This is a genomic window from Psychroflexus sp. S27, from assembly GCF_002810405.1.
Taxonomy (GTDB): Bacteria; Bacteroidota; Bacteroidia; order Flavobacteriales; family Flavobacteriaceae; genus Psychroflexus; species Psychroflexus halocasei_A.
Window position 1 is genome coordinate 45859 of the sequence record NZ_NEXQ01000021.1, and the last position, 19531, is coordinate 65389.

The 19531-nt window shown below is 33.9% G+C and carries 13 protein-coding genes and 1 pseudogene; 9 read left to right on the forward strand and 5 right to left on the reverse strand.

What is annotated here, in order from left to right; genetic code table 11:
- Window position 1 precedes the first annotated feature (1 nt).
- Window positions 2-2563 carry a DNA gyrase subunit A gene (gene gyrA, locus CAP47_RS05465; RefSeq protein ID WP_100775721.1) on the reverse strand — a complete coding sequence of 854 codons (2562 nt, stop codon included), beginning with the start codon at window positions 2561-2563 and terminating at the stop codon, window positions 2-4.
- A 209-nt stretch (window positions 2564-2772) separates the two neighbouring features.
- On the opposite strand from gyrA, the gene CAP47_RS05470 reads away from it, so the two are divergent.
- Window positions 2773-5334, forward strand: a complete 2562-nt coding sequence (locus CAP47_RS05470; protein WP_100775722.1) for an ATP-dependent Clp protease ATP-binding subunit — start codon at window positions 2773-2775, stop codon at window positions 5332-5334.
- A 148-nt stretch (window positions 5335-5482) separates the two neighbouring features.
- Window positions 5483-6169 carry a phosphoadenylyl-sulfate reductase gene (locus tag CAP47_RS05475; protein ID WP_100775723.1) on the forward strand — a complete coding sequence of 229 codons (687 nt, stop codon included), beginning with the start codon at window positions 5483-5485 and terminating at the stop codon, window positions 6167-6169.
- A gap of 24 nt (window positions 6170-6193) precedes the next feature.
- On the opposite strand, the gene CAP47_RS05480 is transcribed toward CAP47_RS05475, so the two are convergent.
- Both CAP47_RS05480 and yaaA read right to left on the reverse strand, forming a co-directional pair.
- Entirely contained in the window at window positions 6194-6874 is a 681-nt protein-coding gene (locus CAP47_RS05480; protein WP_100775724.1) for a rhodanese-like domain-containing protein, read from the reverse strand.
- 97 nt (window positions 6875-6971) lie between these two features.
- Window positions 6972-7730 (reverse strand): peroxide stress protein YaaA, encoded by a 759-nt coding sequence (gene yaaA / locus CAP47_RS05485; protein ID WP_100775725.1) that lies wholly within the window; start codon window positions 7728-7730, stop codon window positions 6972-6974.
- A gap of 217 nt (window positions 7731-7947) precedes the next feature.
- Here yaaA and CAP47_RS12635 point away from each other — a divergent pair.
- The 3 genes and pseudogenes from CAP47_RS12635 to CAP47_RS05495 all read left to right on the forward strand — a co-directional run.
- A pseudogene (locus tag CAP47_RS12635) lies at window positions 7948-9705 on the forward strand (AMP-binding protein); the annotation flags it as partial.
- Window positions 9706-9903: 198 nt separating this feature from the next.
- A complete protein-coding gene (gene acs / locus CAP47_RS12640) occupies window positions 9904-11805 on the forward strand; it encodes an acetate--CoA ligase (RefSeq protein WP_410523963.1) in 1902 nt (633 codons plus the stop codon).
- A 72-nt stretch (window positions 11806-11877) separates the two neighbouring features.
- The gene (locus CAP47_RS05495) at window positions 11878-12129 is read left to right on the forward strand and encodes a hypothetical protein (protein ID WP_100775727.1); all 252 of its coding nucleotides are present in this window, start codon (window positions 11878-11880) and stop codon (window positions 12127-12129) included.
- On the opposite strand, the gene CAP47_RS05500 is transcribed toward CAP47_RS05495, so the two are convergent.
- Entirely contained in the window at window positions 12126-13160 is a 1035-nt protein-coding gene (locus tag CAP47_RS05500; protein ID WP_100775728.1) for an FAD:protein FMN transferase, read from the reverse strand. The two genes, CAP47_RS05495 and CAP47_RS05500, sit on opposite strands and share 4 nt — an antisense overlap.
- Window positions 13161-13238: 78 nt before the next feature.
- Between CAP47_RS05500 and CAP47_RS05505 the strand changes: the two genes are divergently transcribed.
- From CAP47_RS05505 to clpB, 4 genes are all read left to right on the forward strand, one after another.
- Window positions 13239-13616: a PH domain-containing protein gene (locus CAP47_RS05505; RefSeq protein WP_100775729.1), complete on the forward strand. Its 378-nt coding sequence runs from the start codon at window positions 13239-13241 to the stop codon at window positions 13614-13616.
- Window positions 13617-13647: 31 nt separating this feature from the next.
- On the forward strand, window positions 13648-14673 hold the full coding sequence (locus CAP47_RS05510) for a serine hydrolase domain-containing protein (RefSeq protein WP_192869945.1): 1026 nt from the start codon (window positions 13648-13650) through the stop codon (window positions 14671-14673).
- Between the two features lie 73 nt (window positions 14674-14746).
- Window positions 14747-15427, forward strand: coding sequence for an OmpW/AlkL family protein (locus CAP47_RS05515; protein ID WP_100775731.1), 681 nt, complete (start codon window positions 14747-14749; stop codon window positions 15425-15427).
- A 139-nt stretch (window positions 15428-15566) separates the two neighbouring features.
- Window positions 15567-18164: an ATP-dependent chaperone ClpB gene (clpB, locus tag CAP47_RS05520; protein ID WP_100775732.1), complete on the forward strand. Its 2598-nt coding sequence runs from the start codon at window positions 15567-15569 to the stop codon at window positions 18162-18164.
- Between the two features lie 91 nt (window positions 18165-18255).
- Here the strand turns inward: clpB and CAP47_RS05525 are convergent, their stop codons facing one another.
- A complete protein-coding gene (locus tag CAP47_RS05525; RefSeq protein ID WP_100775733.1) occupies window positions 18256-19530 on the reverse strand; it encodes a dicarboxylate/amino acid:cation symporter in 1275 nt (424 codons plus the stop codon).
- Between the last annotated feature and the right edge of the window lies 1 nt (window position 19531).

Here is a 19531-nt window from a genome sequence, read left to right on the forward strand (position 1 = left end):
CTTAGTTTTCTTCATTTTTGTTAGCTGAATCAACGTTATCGTCATTCAGATTATCATCAGCTTGGTTCTCAACATCATCATCAATTTCGATGTCTTCGTCTTTATCTTGGTTAACAATTTTAGCAACTGCTGCGATAGAATCATCATCTTTCAAATTAATTAATTTGACGCCTTGCGCTGCTCTACCCATGACACGAAGATCTGAAACTGACATTCTAATTGCAACACCTGATTTTTTAATGATCATTAAATCATCTTCATCTTTAACAGATTTGATAGCAACTAAATCACCTGTTTTTTCAGAGATGGAAATTGTTTTAACACCTTTACCGCCTCTGTTGGTAATTCTGTAAACAGCATCACCATCCTCGTCATCAATGAATGTTCGTTTTCCATATCCATTTTCAGAGACAACTAAAATTGTTTCATCCTGAGGATCGTTAATTGGAACCATGCCGATAACTTCATCATTATCATTCGCAAGTTTTATGCCACGAACACCAGAAGCGTTTCGTCCCATCGGTCTCGTTTTATCTTCTTCAAAACGAATAGCTTTACCGCTTCTTACAGCAAGCATAACATCACTATCTCCAGTTGTTAAAGTTGCTGAGAGTAATTCATCACCTTCTTTAATAGTAATTGCGTTAATTCCGTTACTTCTAGGTCTAGAATATTGTTCTAAAACAGTCTTCTTCACTTGACCTTTTTTGGTTGCCATTAAAACAAAATGATTATTGATGTATTCTTCATCAGTGAGATCTTGAACACATATAAATGCATTGATTCTGTCATTAGGATCAATACTAATCAAATTCTGAATTGCGCGACCTTTTGAAGTTTTACTACCTTCAGGAATTTCATAAACACGCATCCAGAAACATTTACCATTTTGTGTAAAGAACAACATGTACTGGTGATTTGTCCCAGCAAACATATATTCTAAAAAGTCTTCATCACGAGTGGTTGATGCTTTTTGTCCAACGCCTCCTCTATTTTGAATTTTGTATTCACTAAGTGGTGTACGTTTGATATATCCTGCATGAGAAATTGTGATAATCACGCTTTCATCAGGAATCATATCTTCAATACTGACGTCGCCTCCAGCAAGGTTGATTTCAGAACGTCTTTCGTCACCATATTTTTCTTTTATTTCTAAAAGTTCATTTTTGATGATTTCCATTCTGCGTTCTTCACTTCCTAAAATATCTTTTAAGTCAGCGATGGTTTCCATCAACTCATCATACTCGGTTCTTAATTTATCTTGCTCAAGACCAGTTAATTGACGCAAACGCATTTCAACGATTGCTTTTGCTTGAATTTCTGACAATTCAAATCTGTCAATCAATTTCTGTCTAGCCTCGTCTGCATTTTTAGAACCTCTAATCAAAGCAATCACTTCATCAATATTGTCTGAAGCAATAATTAAGCCTTCTAAAATATGAGCGCGTTCTTCCGCTTTTCGTAAAAGGTATTTTGTACGTCTGATTACAACATCATGTCTATGATCTACAAAATGAACAATTAAGTCTTTTAGATTTAACTGCTCAGGTTTTCCATTAACTAGAGCAATGTTATTAACGCTAAAAGAAGATTGTAATGCTGTATGCTTAAATAATGTGTTCAAGACAACATTAGGAACCGCATCGCGCTTTAAGAAGTAAACAACACGCATTCCATGTCTATCCGATTCGTCACGGATTAGTGAAATACCATCAATCTTTTTCTCATTGACTAAGTCAGCTGTTTTCTTAATCATGTCAGCTTTATTGACTTGATAAGGTATTTCAGTAACAACGATACATTCTTTACCTTTAACTTCTTCAAAGGTTGCTTTAGCACGCATTACAACACGGCCTCGACCTGTTTTGAAAGCTTCTCTTACGCCATCATAACCATAAATAACACCTCCAGTAGGAAAATCTGGCGCTTTAATATGCTGCATCAAGCCTTCAATCTCAATATCTTTATCATCGATATAGGCAATTGTACCACCAATAACTTCAGATAAGTTGTGTGGTGCCATGTTTGTTGCCATACCAACAGCAATACCACTTGCGCCATTCACCAATAAATTTGGAACTCGCGTTGGTAAAACGGTTGGTTCCTCTAAAGTATCATCAAAGTTAAGTGAGAAATCAACTGTTTCTTTTTCAATATCAGATAACATTTCTTCACTGATCTTCTGCATTCTAGCTTCAGTATAACGCATTGCCGCAGGACTATCACCATCAACGGAACCAAAGTTACCTTGGCCATCGACTAACTGATATCTCAGACTCCAACTTTGCGCCATCCTCACCATTGTATCGTAAACAGAGGTATCCCCGTGTGGGTGATACTTACCTAAAACCTCTCCAACAATTCTTGCAGATTTTTTATGAGACCTATTTGAAAAAACACCTAATTCGTGCATCCCAAACAAAACTCTTCTATGCACAGGTTTCAAACCATCCCTAGCATCTGGAAGCGCTCGTGAAACAATCACTGACATTGAGTAATCAATGTAAGCAGATTTCATTTCGTCTTCTATGTTGATGGGGATTAACTGTTCTCCTTCAGCCATATATAAAAATTTATTAAATTAAATTTGAAAGCTGCTAATTTACATAAATTATTGACTAAATTAGCATGAATGCACATCAAATAAGACCTTGTAATCAGGATTTTTTAGAGGCTGACAAAATTTCATGTTTCGTTAAATTTGCCATTAAATATTGCTTTTACATAATAAGGTATTATAATTGATATATTAAAACCAAAATTAATTAGGTTATGGATGACAATTTTTCTCCAAAGGTGAAGGAAGTTATTGCCTCAAGCAAAGAAGAAGCGCTTCGCTTAGGTCATGATTTCATCGGTACAGAACATTTAATGCTTGGCTTGCTGAAAGATTCTTCAAGTAAAGCGATCAATATATTAGGGACTCTACAAATCGATTTAGAGCATCTCAAAAGAAAAGTTGAGATACTCAATCCTTCTGATCATGAAAATACAGCATTTAGCAATGAAAAGAAAAATTTGCACTTAACGCGTCAAGCTGAACGTGCATTGAAAACAACTTTTCTGGAAGCTAAACTGTTTCAAAGCTCTTTGATCAACACCGCACATTTGCTGTTGTGTATTTTAAGAAATGAAAACGATCCAACAACAAAACTTCTCAATAAATACAAAATTGATTACGAGAATGTAAAAGAGGAATTTAAAACGATGCTGACTCAAGACGGAGATTACATAGATATGAATGATGATGAGACTTTCAAGTCTGAATCACCACAGGCTGATGATGAAACAAGTAAAAATCCATTTTCAGGGAGTGTTTCTTCTAAAAAAACTAAAACCGCAAAGAAATCTAAAACTCCAGTTTTAGATAACTTCGGTCGCGATTTAACTGAAATGGCTAATGAAGGTAAGCTTGATCCTGTTGTGGGTCGAGAGAAAGAAATTGAGCGTGTTTCTCAAATTTTGAGCCGTCGTAAAAAGAACAACCCTCTTTTAATCGGTGAACCAGGTGTTGGTAAATCAGCCATCGCTGAAGGCCTTGCTTTGAGAATTATCAGTAGAAAAGTTTCACGAATATTATACGATAAACGTGTTGTAACACTTGATTTAGCTAGCCTCGTGGCTGGGACTAAATATAGAGGTCAATTTGAAGAACGTATGAAAGCCGTCATGAACGAGCTTGAAAAAAATGAAGATATCATTCTTTTCATAGATGAAATTCATACCATTGTTGGTGCCGGAGGCGCAACAGGAAGTTTGGACGCAAGTAATATGTTTAAACCTGCTTTAGCACGTGGTGAGATACAATGTATCGGTGCTACAACACTTGATGAATATAGACAGCATATTGAAAAAGATGGTGCATTAGAACGTCGTTTTCAAAAAATCATCGTTGAACCTACGACGATTGAAGAAACTGTTGAGATTCTTCATAACATTAAAGAAAAATATGAAGATCACCACAATGTTTTATATTCTGATGAAGCCATTGAAGCTTGTGTGAAGCTAACAAATCGCTATATGTCTGATCGTTTTCTACCAGATAAAGCTATCGATGCACTTGATGAAGCTGGAAGTCGCGTTCATATTACGAACATGAATGTTCCTGAACGCTTGATTAAAATTGAAAAAGAGCTTGAAGAAATCAGAAAAGAAAAAAACTCTGTTGTCAAAAAGCAAAAATACGAGGAAGCTGCTCGATTAAGAGATAATGAAAAAACACTCGAGCAAAACCTTAAAGAAGCACAAGAAGAATGGGAACGCGAATCAAAAGAAAATAAAATAAGCGTCAATGATGAAAATATCGCTGATGTTGTTTCCATGATGACCGGCATTCCTGTTAACAGAATAGCTAAAACTGAAAGCAATAAATTAGCTGAATTACCAAATACCATAAAAGGTAAAGTGATTGGCCAAGAAGAAGCTGTCAACAAAGTTGTGAGAGCGATACAAAGAAATCGCGCAGGACTTAAAAACCCTAACCGACCAATTGGTTCATTCTTCTTTTTAGGACAAACTGGTGTTGGTAAAACGCAACTTGCAAAAGTACTGGCAAGAGAGTTATTTGACAATGAAGATTCATTGATCAGACTTGATATGAGTGAATACATGGAGAAATTTGCAACTTCAAGATTAATTGGTGCACCTCCAGGCTATATTGGTTATGAAGAAGGCGGCCAATTAACCGAAAAAATCAGACGCAAGCCTTATGCAGTTGTTCTTCTTGATGAAATTGAAAAAGCACATCCAGATGTTTTCAATATGTTATTGCAAGTTTTAGATGATGGTTACTTAACTGATAGTTTAGGTCGTAAAGTTGATTTTAGAAATACAATTATCATCATGACATCTAACGTGGGTGCTAGAAAACTCAAAGATTTTGGAACTGGTGTTGGTTTTGGAACAAAGGCTCAACAAAGCCAAAAAGATGAAAATAACCGAAAAGTGATTGAAGGCGCTCTTAAAAAAGCCTTCTCTCCAGAGTTTTTGAACAGAGTTGATGATGTTATTATATTTAACGCGCTTGAAAAAGAAGACATTGAAAAGATCATTCTTATCGAACTAGAACAATTATTTAAGCGTATAGCAAGTATTGGATACAACTTAAAGTTAACCGATGCAGCAATAACTTTTATTGCAGACAAAGGTTATGACAGACAATATGGCGCAAGACCATTAAATAGAGCTATTCAAAAATATATTGAAGATGCTTTAGCTGAAAAGATTGTCAATTCTGATATTGATGAAGGTGATTCTATTTTAATGGATCTCAATAAAGATGATGAGAAATTGAGTATTGAAATCACTAAGATTTCTCAAGAATCAGAATCTTAAACTTCTTGAATTTTTACAAAAAGATCACTTTACAAAAGTGATCTTTTTTCTGAACATTTTCTAATTAAGATAAATTTATCCTGAATAAGATTTCATATTTTATCGATGAATTAAAAATATTTATATTTTTGTCATTATATTCGAATTCATGATTGTAGATGAGAAAAGAAAATTCACAACAAATGATGTTGATGAATTGAATAATAAATATAAAAAATTAAGTGTTTGCCAACGTATTGAAACACTTTATGAAGACTTTGATTTGAACGAAGTGATGCTCACAAGTTCTTTTGCTGCCACTTCAGCTTTTTTACTGAAAATATTTTCAGACATTAATAAAAAACAAGTCGTGTATTTTATCGATACAGGTTATCACTTCGAAGATACGTTGAAGTACAAAGCTCAGTTGACTGAAAAATACGGATTAAATGTCAAATCTATTAGAGCTATAAAGGAAGAACATGATTTTACGACGCAAGATGAAACTTGGAAAAAAAATCCTGATTTTTGTTGTTCGATAAATAAAGTAAAACCTTTAGAAAGTATTAAAAAACACTATAATGTTTGGGTTTCTGGTTTGATGAAATGGCAGAGTGATCATAGAGAAACTTTAGATATTTTTGAAGTTAGAAATGGAATTTTGAAGTTTTATCCACTTTTAGATGTTACAAAAGAGGAACGTGACGCATTCATTGAAAAACATCAACTTCCCTTTCACCCTTTAGTCGCCAAAGGCTATCACTCAATAGGATGTTCACATTGTACAGTTCCTGGTAAAGATCGAAGCGGACGATGGAATAACAACCCTAAAACTGAGTGCGGGTTACACTTATAGAATATCAGTAGAATTAGTGATATTTTATTTCTGAAAATTGGTTGGACATTTATAAGGAGTCAACTCAATGTCGTGTTCGATAATTTCACTAAAACCACCCTCAACATCCTTGACTTCTTCAAAACCTTCCCTTTTTAAAAGCGAAGCAACAATCATGCTTCTGTAACCACCTTGACAATAAAGTATACAAGGTTCGTTTTCAAAACTCTGCTTCTCCTCTATCAAATTATCTAAAGAAATGTTTTCTGCATTTATAACATGTTGAGAAAAGTACTCAACATCATGTCTTACATCAACAATTTTTTTATTTTTATGGCATGCTTTAGCAAATTGATCTATACTGAGTCTTTCTATAAAATCAATTTCTTTGTTAGAATTCACCCAAGATTGAAATCCACCTTCTAAATAGCCTAAAATATTATGATAACCCAATTCATTTAATAAAGCTTCACATTGGCAAAGTGCTCCTGCTTCACAAACCAATATAATTTTTGTGCTTTTATTAGGGAAAATACGCGTCATCCAAGGTGCAAAATTATTACCTAAACCTAAATTTAAACTTTGTGGAATAAAAGACGTCCTAAAACTCTCAGGATCTCTAGTATCTAAAATAAAAACATTATTATTTGATGCTTGACTTGCAAAATCTTCAACTGAAAGTGCATTTAAGCTGGATTTATTGGCTTCGACTTGTGTGTTTAACATAACCTAAAAACTTGAAATTCAAATCGCAAATTTAATGAAGTTATTCAGATATACTTATGCCTTTAGTCATATTTGTTAGATTATATTTAAATTTTATTTATCGAATAAAAACAGGTTCAGTTTCCTTTTGAGTTTCGTCAGCACTGAATTTATAACCATCCATATTAAAATTTTTGATGCCATCTAAATCATCGACTTTATTTTTAACGATATGATTCACCATTTGTCCTCTCGCCTTTTTTGCATAAAAACTGATCACTTTGAGTTTACCGTATTTAAAATCTTTAAACACAGGAGAAATCAATCTAGATTTGAATTTCATTTTATCAATAGCTTTAAAATACTCTTGACTCGCAAGATTCACTAATAATTCATCTTCTTTCATTTCATTTTCAAGAGCTGAAGTTAATTTTTCTTTCCAAAACTCATAAAGATTTTTGTTTTCATCTACCTTAAGTTTTGTACCCATCTCTAACCTGTAAGGTGAAATGACATCAAAAGGCCTCAGCATGCCGTACATTCCTGAAAGAACACGAAGTTTTTCTTGTAAATCTTCATATTCGTCTTTTTTAAAAGATTGTATATCTAACCCATCATAAACATCACCATCAAACATAAATATGGCTGCTCTATCATCTTCCGTCTTTCCTGATTTTTTATCTTGATAGCGATCATAATTTAGCGCAGTTAATTTGTCGCTTATGCTCATCAATTCTGAAATTTCTTTTTTAGACATTTCTGCTAAAATATGATTTAGTTTATCAGCTTCTTTAGAAAATTGTTGTTTTGAATTATAACGTTTATCGTAATCTGTTTCTAAATCAAGTGATTTAGCTGGTGATATTAAAATTTTCATTGCAATAATTTTTAGTAAAAATAAGGATTTAAAGCCTATTTCAATAGAAATAAAATCGATTTAGTTAATTTTTATAATTTTCAACAAAATAAAAATATTTTAACAAAAATGACAATAGGTTTGTTTAGTTATTTTTAAGTTTAAATATATATTTGAGTATAATCTAATCAGATTTTAGATTATCACTTATACAATCACTTACCACAATATAACTTTTATGAATTACGAAAAAGAATACAAAAAAAGTATTGCTAATCCTTCACAATTTTGGTTAGATCAAGCAAGCAAAATCAAATGGTTAAAGCCTCCTCAAAAAGGCATAGAACAATCTGATGATGGCATGTATCATTGGTTTGCTGATGGAAAAACAAACATGAGCTACCTCTGCATCGATCAACATATTGAAGATGGTTACGGTGATGAAGTTGCTTTGATTTACGATTCTGCAGTCAGACAAAACATCATCAAATACACTTATAATGATCTCAAAAAAGAAGTTGAAAAACTGGCAGGCGGTCTTAAGGGTTTGGGTCTTAAAAAAGGAGACACCTCTGTCATCTATATGCCCATGATTCCACATGCCATTTTTAGCATGTTAGCTTGTGCAAGACTCGGCATCACTCATTCTGTTGTTTTTGGCGGTTTTGCTCCAAAAGAATTGGCTTTGCGAATCGATGATATCAAACCTAAAGTTCTCTTAACAGCAACTTCAGGAATTGAAGTTGATAGAATAATTCCCTATAAACCTATGGTTGATGAAGCTATTAAAATGGCTAAACACAAACCAGATAATGTCATTATTCATAACCGAAAATTAGGTGCTGAAAACCCTCAACAAAGTTATGATATTGATTATAATACTCTCGTAGAAAAATCAGAACCTGAAACATATTTACCGCTTAATTCTGATCACCCACTTTACGTTCTTTACACTTCTGGTACAACTGGTTCGCCTAAAGGAATTATGAGAGATACTGGTGGTTATGCTGTAGCCTTAAAATATTCAATGACAAATGTCTACGATGCTAAACCTGATGAAACATTTTGGGCTGCATCTGATATTGGTTGGGCTGTTGGACATAGCTTTACAACCTACGCACCATTAATTAATAGAACCAAAACCGTTTTATATGAAGGTAAGCCTGTTAAAACGCCTGATGCTGGTGCTTTTTGGCGCGTTATTGAAGAACACCAAGTGAATGTCATGTTTGTTGCACCAACAGCTTTTCGTGCGATCAAACGTGAAGATCCTGAAGGGAAATTGATTAAAAAATATGACATCAGTTCATTAAAATATCAATTCCTTGCTGGTGAGCGTTGCGATGAACAAACTTTGAATTGGACAAAAAAACACCTTAAAGTTCCTGTTGTCGATCATTGGTGGCAAACTGAATCTGGCTGGCCAATTATTTCAAATTTCATGAACTCAGATCAACCTATTGATCAACCTGCCTCATCTGTCGGTCGTCCTGTTCCTGGCTATCAAGTCGATATTTTAGATGAAGATGGTGAACTGGTTTCAGAAAATACTGAAGGCTACGTTTCCATTAAACTTCCTCTTCCTCCTGGCTTTATGAGTGGTTTATGGGGTTCAATTGAACGTTATCGTGCAGGTTACTTAAGCAGATTTCCTGAATATTATTTTTCTGGTGACGGTGGTTATAAAGATGTCAAAGGAAATATATTTATCACTGGTCGTATAGATGATGTGATTAATGTTTCTGGTCACAGATTATCAACTGCTGCACTTGAAGAAGCTATCGCAAGCCATGATGTTATTGCGGAATGCGCTGTTATCGGCATGGAAGATAACCTGAAAGGACAAGTTCCTTTGGCTCTTGTTGTTCCTAAAATTGGCGAAGAAAGCTATGAACACTTTAAGTTAGAATCTGAAATTATTCAGATTGTTCGGGATAAAGTTGGTGCAGTTGCTTCACTAAAGAATGTAATTGTTGTTGATCGTTTGCCAAAAACAAGAAGCGGTAAAATTCTTAGAAAAACAATCCGTAAAATTGTTGATGGTAAAAAATATAGCATTCCTTCAACCATTGAAGATCCGATGGTGATCAATGATATCATTGAAACTTTTGAGAAAGAAAAAGTTGGTGCTTTTGCCTACGACAAAGATATTGTCACAAAATCTTTACGTGCATTAACCGATACATATTACAATATTGATTCCTTAGCGAAGTATATGGATGTTTATCGCATTTCAGAAAACGATCCTGAAAATTTCTGGCATACAATTGCTGAACGCAATTTTGATTGGCATCAAAAATGGGATCAAATTTTAGATTGGGATAAAGAAAATGCTAAAGTGAGCTGGTTTAAAAATGCGAAACTCAACATCACAGAAAATTGTATTGACAGACATCTAGATCGTCAAGCCAACTCAAATGCAATTATTTGGGAACCTAACAATCCTAATGAGGATACGGTTTACATCACTTATAAAGAATTACACAGACAAGTCAACAAAATGGCAAATGTGTTGAAAGAACAAGGCATCAAGAAAGGTGATCGCGTTTGTATTTACCTACCTATGATTCCTGATTTAACTGTTAGTCTTTTGGCTTGTGCTCGAATTGGTGCGATACATTCTGTGGTTTTCGCTGGTTTTTCTGCGACTGCAATTGCTTCAAGAATTAATGATTCTGGCTGTAAAATACTTATTACTTCCGATGGATCTTATCGTGGCAAGAAAACTTTAAATCTTAAAAACATCTGCGATGAAGCTTTAGAAAATTGTAAAACCATTGAAAAAACTTTGGTTGTCAAGAGAACACATGAAAAAGTAAACATGAAAGAAAGTCGTGATTTATGGATGCACGATCTTCTGAAGTCTGCAAGTTCTGAATGTAAAGCTGAAGTCATGGATGCTGAAGATCCTTTATTTATTCTATATACTTCGGGCTCTACAGGAACACCAAAAGGCATGGTGCATACAACTGCAGGTTATATGGTGAATACAGCTTTTAGTTTTAAGAATGTTTTTCAATATGAAAAAGGTGACGTTTACTGGTGTACAGCTGATATCGGCTGGATTACTGGTCATAGCTATATTGTTTATGGCCCTTTATTAAATGGAGCAACTTCTTTAATGTTTGAAGGAATTCCTTCTTATCCAGATTATGGTCGTTTTTGGGATATTGTTGACAAACATAAAGTCAATCAACTTTACACAGCGCCGACAGCTATTAGAGCTCTTGCTAAACAATCGATTGATTATGTTAACAAACATGACCTAAGTTCAATTAAAGTTCTGGGAAGTGTTGGTGAGCCTATTAATGAAGAAGCTTGGAATTGGTATAATGATAATATTGGTAAAAAGAAATCTCCAATTGTTGACACATGGTGGCAAACAGAAACTGGTTCTATTATGATTTCTCCATTACCTTATGTCACGCCTACAAAACCGACTTACGCCACGCTCCCACTACCAGGAATTCAACCTACATTAATGGACGAAAATGGCGATGAAATCACGGAAAATTCTGTTTCTGGTCGACTCTGCATTAAATATCCTTGGCCAAGTATGGCAAGAACGGTCTATAACAATCATCAGCGCTATGTAGAAACTTATTTTTCTGCTTATAAAAATATGTATTTTACTGGTGATGGTGCTTTGAGAGACGAAGTTGGCTATTACAGGATTACAGGCCGTGTTGATGATGTCGTGATTGTATCAGGACATAATTTAGGAACTGCACCAATTGAAGATGCAATTGACGAGCATCCAGCCGTCGCAGAAGCTGCAATTGTTGGATATCCGCATGATATTAAAGGAAATGCTTTAGCAGGATTCATCATTCTTAAAGAAGAAGGAGAATCTCGTGATCATAATAATTTGCAAAAAGAAATCAACCAAATGATCACAAATAAAATAGGTCCGATTGCTAAGCTTGATCGAATTCATTTTGTTGAGGCTGTGCCTAAAACAAGAAGTGGCAAAATAATGCGACGTATTTTAAGGAAAATTTCCTCTCAGGAATTTGATAATTTAGGAGACACTTCGACTCTACTTAATCCTGAAACTGTTGATAATTTAATTGAAATTGTCAAAAACGAATCTTAAAAATATAAAGGCTTTTTGTACTTTTGAAAGCGGCTACAAATGATTTGTAGTCGCTTTAATTTTGTTTGAAAAATGATTTATAAAAAAGCTAAAATATTAGGCCTTATTCTTTTTATTGTCACTTATATAATTTTCTGGTTTATCGTTTCTCAATTTACCGAAAGCATCGGTATTATTGGTTCAGTTTCAGCAGTAATAACATTTATTTTAGCGCCAAAAATTCAAAAATCTAGCAATTCAGAATCAGATGAAGTTGAAAAAGTCTCTTGGATGCTTGGTGAAGATAACTTTAAGAAACTTTATCACATTCTATTTAAGTCTTAATCTTTAGTTCTCAGATTTTCCGTTTGCCATGATTTTAAGCCATCGGTAGTTTCGTAAATCAGGAAAGCTTCAACACTGCTTTTTTCACTGACAAAAGCTTTTGCTTCTTCAAAACCCATCGCCATCATTGCAGTTGCAGTCGCATCACTTAATATAGTCGACTCTGAAATAACGCTTACAGAAACTAATTCGTGCTTAACAGGAAAACCTGTTTTAGGATTGATGATATGTCCGCGTTTAACGCCTTTTTCATCAATAAAAAACTTTCTATAAGTACCAGATGTACTTAAAGCTTCATTTTGAAGTTCCAATTTTGCCATTAATTGATCCAAACTCGGATCATCTTCTGCAGCAGGATTTTGTAGACCAATTAACCAGTATTTTTCACGAGAACTTTTCCCTTTGGTTCGCATTTCACCACCAATTTCTACTTTATAATTTTGAACTGATTTCGAATCAAAATAATCTGCTATTTCGTCGATAGCAAAACCTTCACCCATTGCTGTAAAGTTGACATCAACTGAATCTTTTAATAATTTGATATCGTTTCCTTCAACCTCATAGGCATCTTTAAAACCTATTTTGCTCAAATATTTTTTAACAGAAGCTGTATCAATAGTTGGTTTTGTATTCTTCCCAAAACCCCAAATTTCAATTAAAGATGAAAGTGTCGGATCAAAATACCCATCTGTAAATTCATACATTTTATGAGCTTTCTCAAAATGTTCTAACAATAATGGAGATGCATTTTGTAAAACTCTATTTTTATTTAATCGACTGATTTCAGAATTGGATAAATAAGCACTTGCAGCTTGATCAATAGCTTTAAATATTGAATCAACTTTTTTATTAAACTCTTTATGAGATTGATAATCTATAGAAAAATAAGTACCATAAACTTCTCCTCTATATTGATGAAATTTAGCTTGAGAAGGGTTTGCTTCTATTTTCTGAGGTAATTTATAAATAATGATAGCAACAATCAAAGCAATAATGCCTACAAATAAGTATCCAACTTTTTTTGATTTCATAACTTGAAAATTTCGAATTGCAAAGGTATATTTAATTGACTTTCGTAACTTTAAATTTTAATTAAATAACTTTCAATTATGGGATTTTTTTCTTCATTATTAGGTAACGCTGGTGCTGTAAGTCCAGAGGATTTATCAGAAAATTACAGTCAATTACTTATCGATAATGAGCAAATTGATATCGGTTTTAAACTTATTCGAGACACACTAATTTTCACGAACAAACGTTTGATACTGGTTAATGTTCAAGGATTAACAGGCAAGAAAACAGAATATTTATCTGTCGCTTATAAAAGTATATCAAGATTCTCAATAGAATCAGCCGGCACTTTTGATTTAGATGCTGAACTCAAAATCTGGATTTCAAGTGAAAAAGAACCAAGTATTATTCAAACCTTTAATAAAAAAGTAAATGTTTATGATGTTCAAAAAGTATTGGCAAAATACACACTCTAAATTTCTTTTATTGTGTTTAGCTTCAATTTTAATGTCTTTTCAAAATTCGGTTCAAGCGCAATCTGAATTTCATCAATTAGCAAAAGAAACTATTGAAAAATTCCCTGTAGAAACTGAGTTTGCTATCGGAATGATTATCGATGGTAAAAAACGATTCATTGGTTTTAGAAAAACACCACATGGTTTAGAACAAGTTCGAAATGAAACGGATGTTTACCAAATTGGTTCTATCACAAAAGTTATGACTGCTAGCATTTTGGCAAGCCTTGCAAATAAAGGAAAAATTGATTTGAATATGGATACAAGTCAAATTTACGATACACTTTATAACCATGAAATCACACTGAAAAGTCTTGCTAATCATACATCTGGTTTAAATCGTTTACCGGCTAATTTTGCTGAAAGTGCAATCAAAAACCAAAGCAATCCATACATGAATTATGGACAAAAGGAGTTTTATGAATTTTTAAATAGCGATTTTGAATTAAACGATATAGAGTACAATTATTCAAATTTAGGATACGGATTACTAGGACATAGTTTAGAAAAAATAACTGAAAAATCTTACGAAGAATTATTACAAGAAGAAATCGCTCAGCCTTTAAGAATGAATCATACAACCTCAAATCCTTCAAAAGCTCAAAATCGCGTCAAAGCTCTTGATGCTGAAGGTTATGTCACTGCATTTTGGACATTTGATGCATTTAAAGGTGTTGGTGGTGTACTCTCATCAACAAGTGATATGCTGAAATTCTTGTATGCGACAACTCAGAAAACTCATAACGGAATTAATCTAAGTTTAAAAGAAACACATCAAATTTCAGAGCGTGAAGCGATTGGTTTAGGCTGGCATATATTAAATACAAAGTCCGGAAATCGTTGGCATTGGCAAAATGGAGCTGTTGGTGGTTTTACAAGTTGCCTAGTTACGAATCCTGAAACAGGAAATGCTGTGGTTGTTTTATCAAATGTTTCTGCTTATCATCCTAACATGCAATACATCGATAAATTATGCTTTGACTCTATGCAAAAAATAGAAAAAATGAGTAAGAAATAAATGTATGACAAGTATCATATTTTATTGTGCAAAGACTGAATATTTTTGAAGTTCACATTAAAATAATTTCAGAATGAAAAAATTAGTATTCACATTCTTTATTGCACTTTTAGCAATTCCTTCAGCTTTACTAGCACAAGAAAATGATAATGACACAGAAGATTTTTCAAGATGGCAAGTTCGTGTTCGTGGTGTAGCAGTTATGCCAGATCCTGGCGCTACAATTGAAGCAATTGGTGGTGATGTCGACATTTCAGACTCATTTATACCAGAACTAGATTTCACTTATTTCTTCACAGAAAACTTAGCTGTTGAATTAATTTTAGGAACTACAAAACATGAAGCTCATACTGTTGGTTCAGATTTATCACCAATAGGTGGCGGCATTGCAGATGTTGATTTAGGCGAAGTTTGGTTGCTCCCTCCTACATTGAATTTACAATACCATCGCGAAGTCTTTGAAAACTTCAAACCTTATATCGGTGCCGGTGTGAATTACACAATTTTCTACGATGCTGATGATTTTACAACTGTCAAGTCAGTTTCTTACGACAATGCGTTTGGTATTTCAACACAAATTGGTTTTGATTATATGTTTACTGATAAATTTTTCTTTAACGTTGACTTTAAATATATTTTCTTAAAAACAGATGTTGAAGTTGACGCAAGTAATTTAGCTGAAAACTTAAGCATTCCTGCTGAAGTAGAAATTAATCCAATGTTATTAGGTTTTGGAGTCGGTATGAAATTCTAAACTTAAATGAATTACTTTTCTAAAAGGCTGTTACAAACCCGTAACAGTCTTTTTGACAGACTAAACGACTTCGAGTAAGTCATTTTGACAGTATTTATATTTGGTATATACTTTGACTTAATCATATCAAAAAAAGAATATGAATTTTAATAACTATACAATCAAATCTCAAGAAGCCATTCAGCAAGCTCAGCAGTTGGCTCAAGAGCTAGGACATCAACAAATTGAAAATGAGCATATTTTTAAAGCCATTTCATTAGTTGATGAGAATGTAACGCCATTTTTACTTAAAAAACTGAATGTCAATATTAATCTGTTTCAGCAAATTTTAGACAAAACACTTGAAAGCTTTCCAAAAGTTTCAGGAGGCGATATCGTTTTATCTCGCGAAGCAGGAAAAAGTTTAAATGAAGCATCTATTTTAGCTAAAAAGATGGAAGATGAATACGTTTCCATAGAGCATTTAATCTTAGCGATTTTCAAAAGCTCTAGTAAAGTATCTCAGATTTTAAAAGATCAAGGTGTCACTGAAAAAGGCTTAAAATCTGCTATTGAAGAATTGCGTAAAGGTGAAAAAGTAGACTCACAAAGCGCAGAAGACAACTATAATGCTTTGGATAAATACGCTAAAAATTTAAACAAACTCGCCGAAGAAGGTAAGCTTGATCCCGTTATTGGTCGTGATGAGGAAATCAGAAGAATACTCCAAATTTTATCTCGTCGTACAAAGAATAACCCAATGCTTGTTGGTGAGCCTGGTACAGGTAAAACAGCTATTGCTGAAGGTTTAGCACATAGAATCATTGCTGGTGATGTTCCTGAAAATCTAAAGTCAAAGATTATTTATAACTTAGATATGGGTGCCTTAATAGCAGGTGCGAAATATAAAGGTGAATTTGAAGAGCGTTTAAAATCCGTGATCAAAGAAGTTACAACGAGTGATGGAGAAATTGTTTTATTCATTGATGAAATCCATACACTTGTTGGCGCAGGTGGCGGTCAAGGCGCAATGGACGCTGCTAACATTTTAAAACCAGCATTGGCCCGTGGTGAACTCAGAGCGATTGGTGCAACAACTTTAGATGAATATCAAAAGTATTTTGAAAAAGATAAGGCTCTAGAACGTCGTTTCCAGAAGGTCGTTGTTAACGAACCTGATACAGAAAGTGCGATTTCTATTTTAAGAGGTATCAAAGAAAAATATGAAACACATCACAAAGTTCGTATTAAAGATGAAGCAATTATAGGTGCTGTTGAATTATCTCAGCGCTATATTACCGATCGTTTTTTACCAGATAAAGCCATTGATTTAATGGATGAATCTGCAGCAAAATTACGCATGGAGATCAATTCTAAACCTGAAGAACTTGATGTTTTAGATCGTAAAATCATGCAACTCGAAATTGAAATCGAGGCGATTAAACGCGAAAAAGATGAAGCAAAACTTAAATCTTTAAGAGCTGAATTAGCCGATCTAAAAGATGAACGAAATACTTTAAATGCAAGGTGGAAAAACGAAAAAAGTGTTGTTGATGAAATTCAAACATGCAAAACGGATTTAGAAAACTTTAAACTTGAAGCTGAACGTGCTGAACGTGATGGTGATTACGGAAGAGTTGCAGAAATACGCTATGGGAAAATTAAGGAAACACAAGAAAAACTCGAAAAACTTCAAAAACAAGTTGAAGAGCAAAAGTCGGAAACTTCTTTAATTAAAGAAGAAGTTGAGTATGAAGATATTGCTGAAGTTGTTTCAAAGTGGACTGGCATTCCAGTTACAAAAATGTTACAAACAGAACGAGAGAAACTTCTAAGGCTTGAAGATGAACTTCATAAAAGAGTTATTGGTCAAGAAGAAGCGATTGAAGCGGTATCAGATGCTGTTCGTCGAAGCAGAGCTGGTCTTCAAGATGAAAACAGACCTATTGGTTCATTTCTATTTCTAGGAACAACAGGTGTTGGGAAAACTGAGTTAGCCAAGGCTCTAGCTGAATATTTATTCAGTGATGAATCTGCAATGACGCGGATTGATATGAGTGAGTATCAAGAAAGACATGCAGTATCTCGTTTAGTTGGTGCTCCTCCAGGATATGTCGGTTATGATGAAGGTGGTCAATTAACTGAAGCTGTGAGAAGGAAACCTTATTCAGTTATTCTTTTAGATGAAATAGAGAAAGCGCATCCTGATACTTTTAATATTTTGTTACAAGTTCTTGATGAAGGTCGATTAACAGATAACAAAGGACGTGTTGCTGATTTTAAAAATGCAATTATCGTGATGACATCAAACATGGGAAGTCATATTATTCAAGAAAAATTTGATTCTGAAGTTGATATTGATTCTGCGATGGATGCTGCAAAAACTGAAGTTTTAGGATTATTAAAACAAAGTGTTAGGCCAGAGTTCCTCAACAGAATTGATGACATTGTGATGTTCACACCTTTATCAGAAGAGAATATTAAATCTATTGTAAATCTCCAATTGAACTTGGTCAAAAAAATGCTTGATAAACAAGGAATTACAATTGATGCAACTGAGGAAGCAATAAACTTCTTAGCTAGAATTGGTTATGACCCACAATTTGGTGCAAGACCTGTTAAACGTGTGATTCAAAAACAAGTTTTAAACAAACTCTCTAAAGAAATTTTAGCAGAGAAAGTAAAAACTGATAGTATTATTTTGATAGATGAAATTAACGATCAATTAATTTTCAGAAATCAAGATGAATTGATGTAATTTTAATTTATAGTTAAATATAAAGGGCTCGAAAATTCGAGCCCTTTTTTTATGAGAAAATTTTACTTTTAACTATATCAATAGTATTTAGTTATTTTGCTTCTTCTTTGGTGTATTTATCATCCCAATTTTTAACATGTGGCTCGTGAAGCTTATCTTGAGATTTTGCGACAAGCATTGAAACAGCAGCATCTCCAGTAACATTTACTGAAGTTCTCACCATATCAAGAGGTCTATCAATTGCAAAAATAAGCGCCAAACCTGCTTCTGGGATTCCTGCTTGGCCTAAGACTATAACCAACATCACCATCCCTGCTCCTGGTACAGCTGCTGAACCTATTGAAGCCAAAGTCGCTGTTGCGATAATACCTAACTGAACACCAAGACTTAAATCCATACCAAAAGCTTGAGCAATAAAAACCGCTGCAACAGCTTGGTAAAGACTTGTTCCATCCATATTAATTGTTGCTCCTATTGGTAACACAAAACTTGAGACCTGTCTATCCACACCTAAATGCTCTTCAACACGTTCCATAGTCACAGGTAAGGTTGCCGCACTTGAACTTGTAGATAAACCTAAAAGTTGAGCTGGTGAAATTCCGTTGATAAAAAATAATGGTGATTTTTTCGTAAAAACCCACACGATAAGCGCATAAAAGGCTATCATTAAAACCAAACCTAAAACAACACATCCTGCATAGTAAAGCAATGCCATAAATAAATCAGGACTAGGTGCTTCAACGATTAAAGCTGCTAATAATGCAAATACACCATAAGGCGCAGCTAACATAATTAAGTCAATCATTTTTAAGATAACTTCATTGAGCGCATCAAAAAAGTTTTTGACAGGTCGCGCTTGTTTTTCAGGTATTAATATCATTCCTATCCCAAAAAATACAGCAAAAAAGATGACTTGCAGCATATTTCCATTATCTGATGCTGCGCCAAAAATATTGTCTGGGACTAAATCCTCTAAGGCTTGTAAGGGTCCTGATTCTTTTTGCTTTGCTGCACTTTGACGTGTTAATTCAACTTCTCCTCCATAATTTTCTGTCAATTCGGTTCGCGTATCTTCATCGATTGTTTTGCCTGGTTTAAACACATTGACAATCACAAGACCAATAGATACAGCGACAACTGTAGTTATTAAATAAGTGATTAAAGTTCGTGCTCCCATTTTTGAAAGACTTGAAATATCTTTTAGGTCAGAGACACCTTTAATAAGTGAAGCCAATATAAGCGGAACTGCAATTAATTTTAGGGCATTGATAAAAATAGTTCCAAAGGGTTTGATCCAATCTGTGACGAATTGAGATCCCCATTCAAAATTAGTTAGAATTAACGCAAATAAAATACCTGCTCCCATT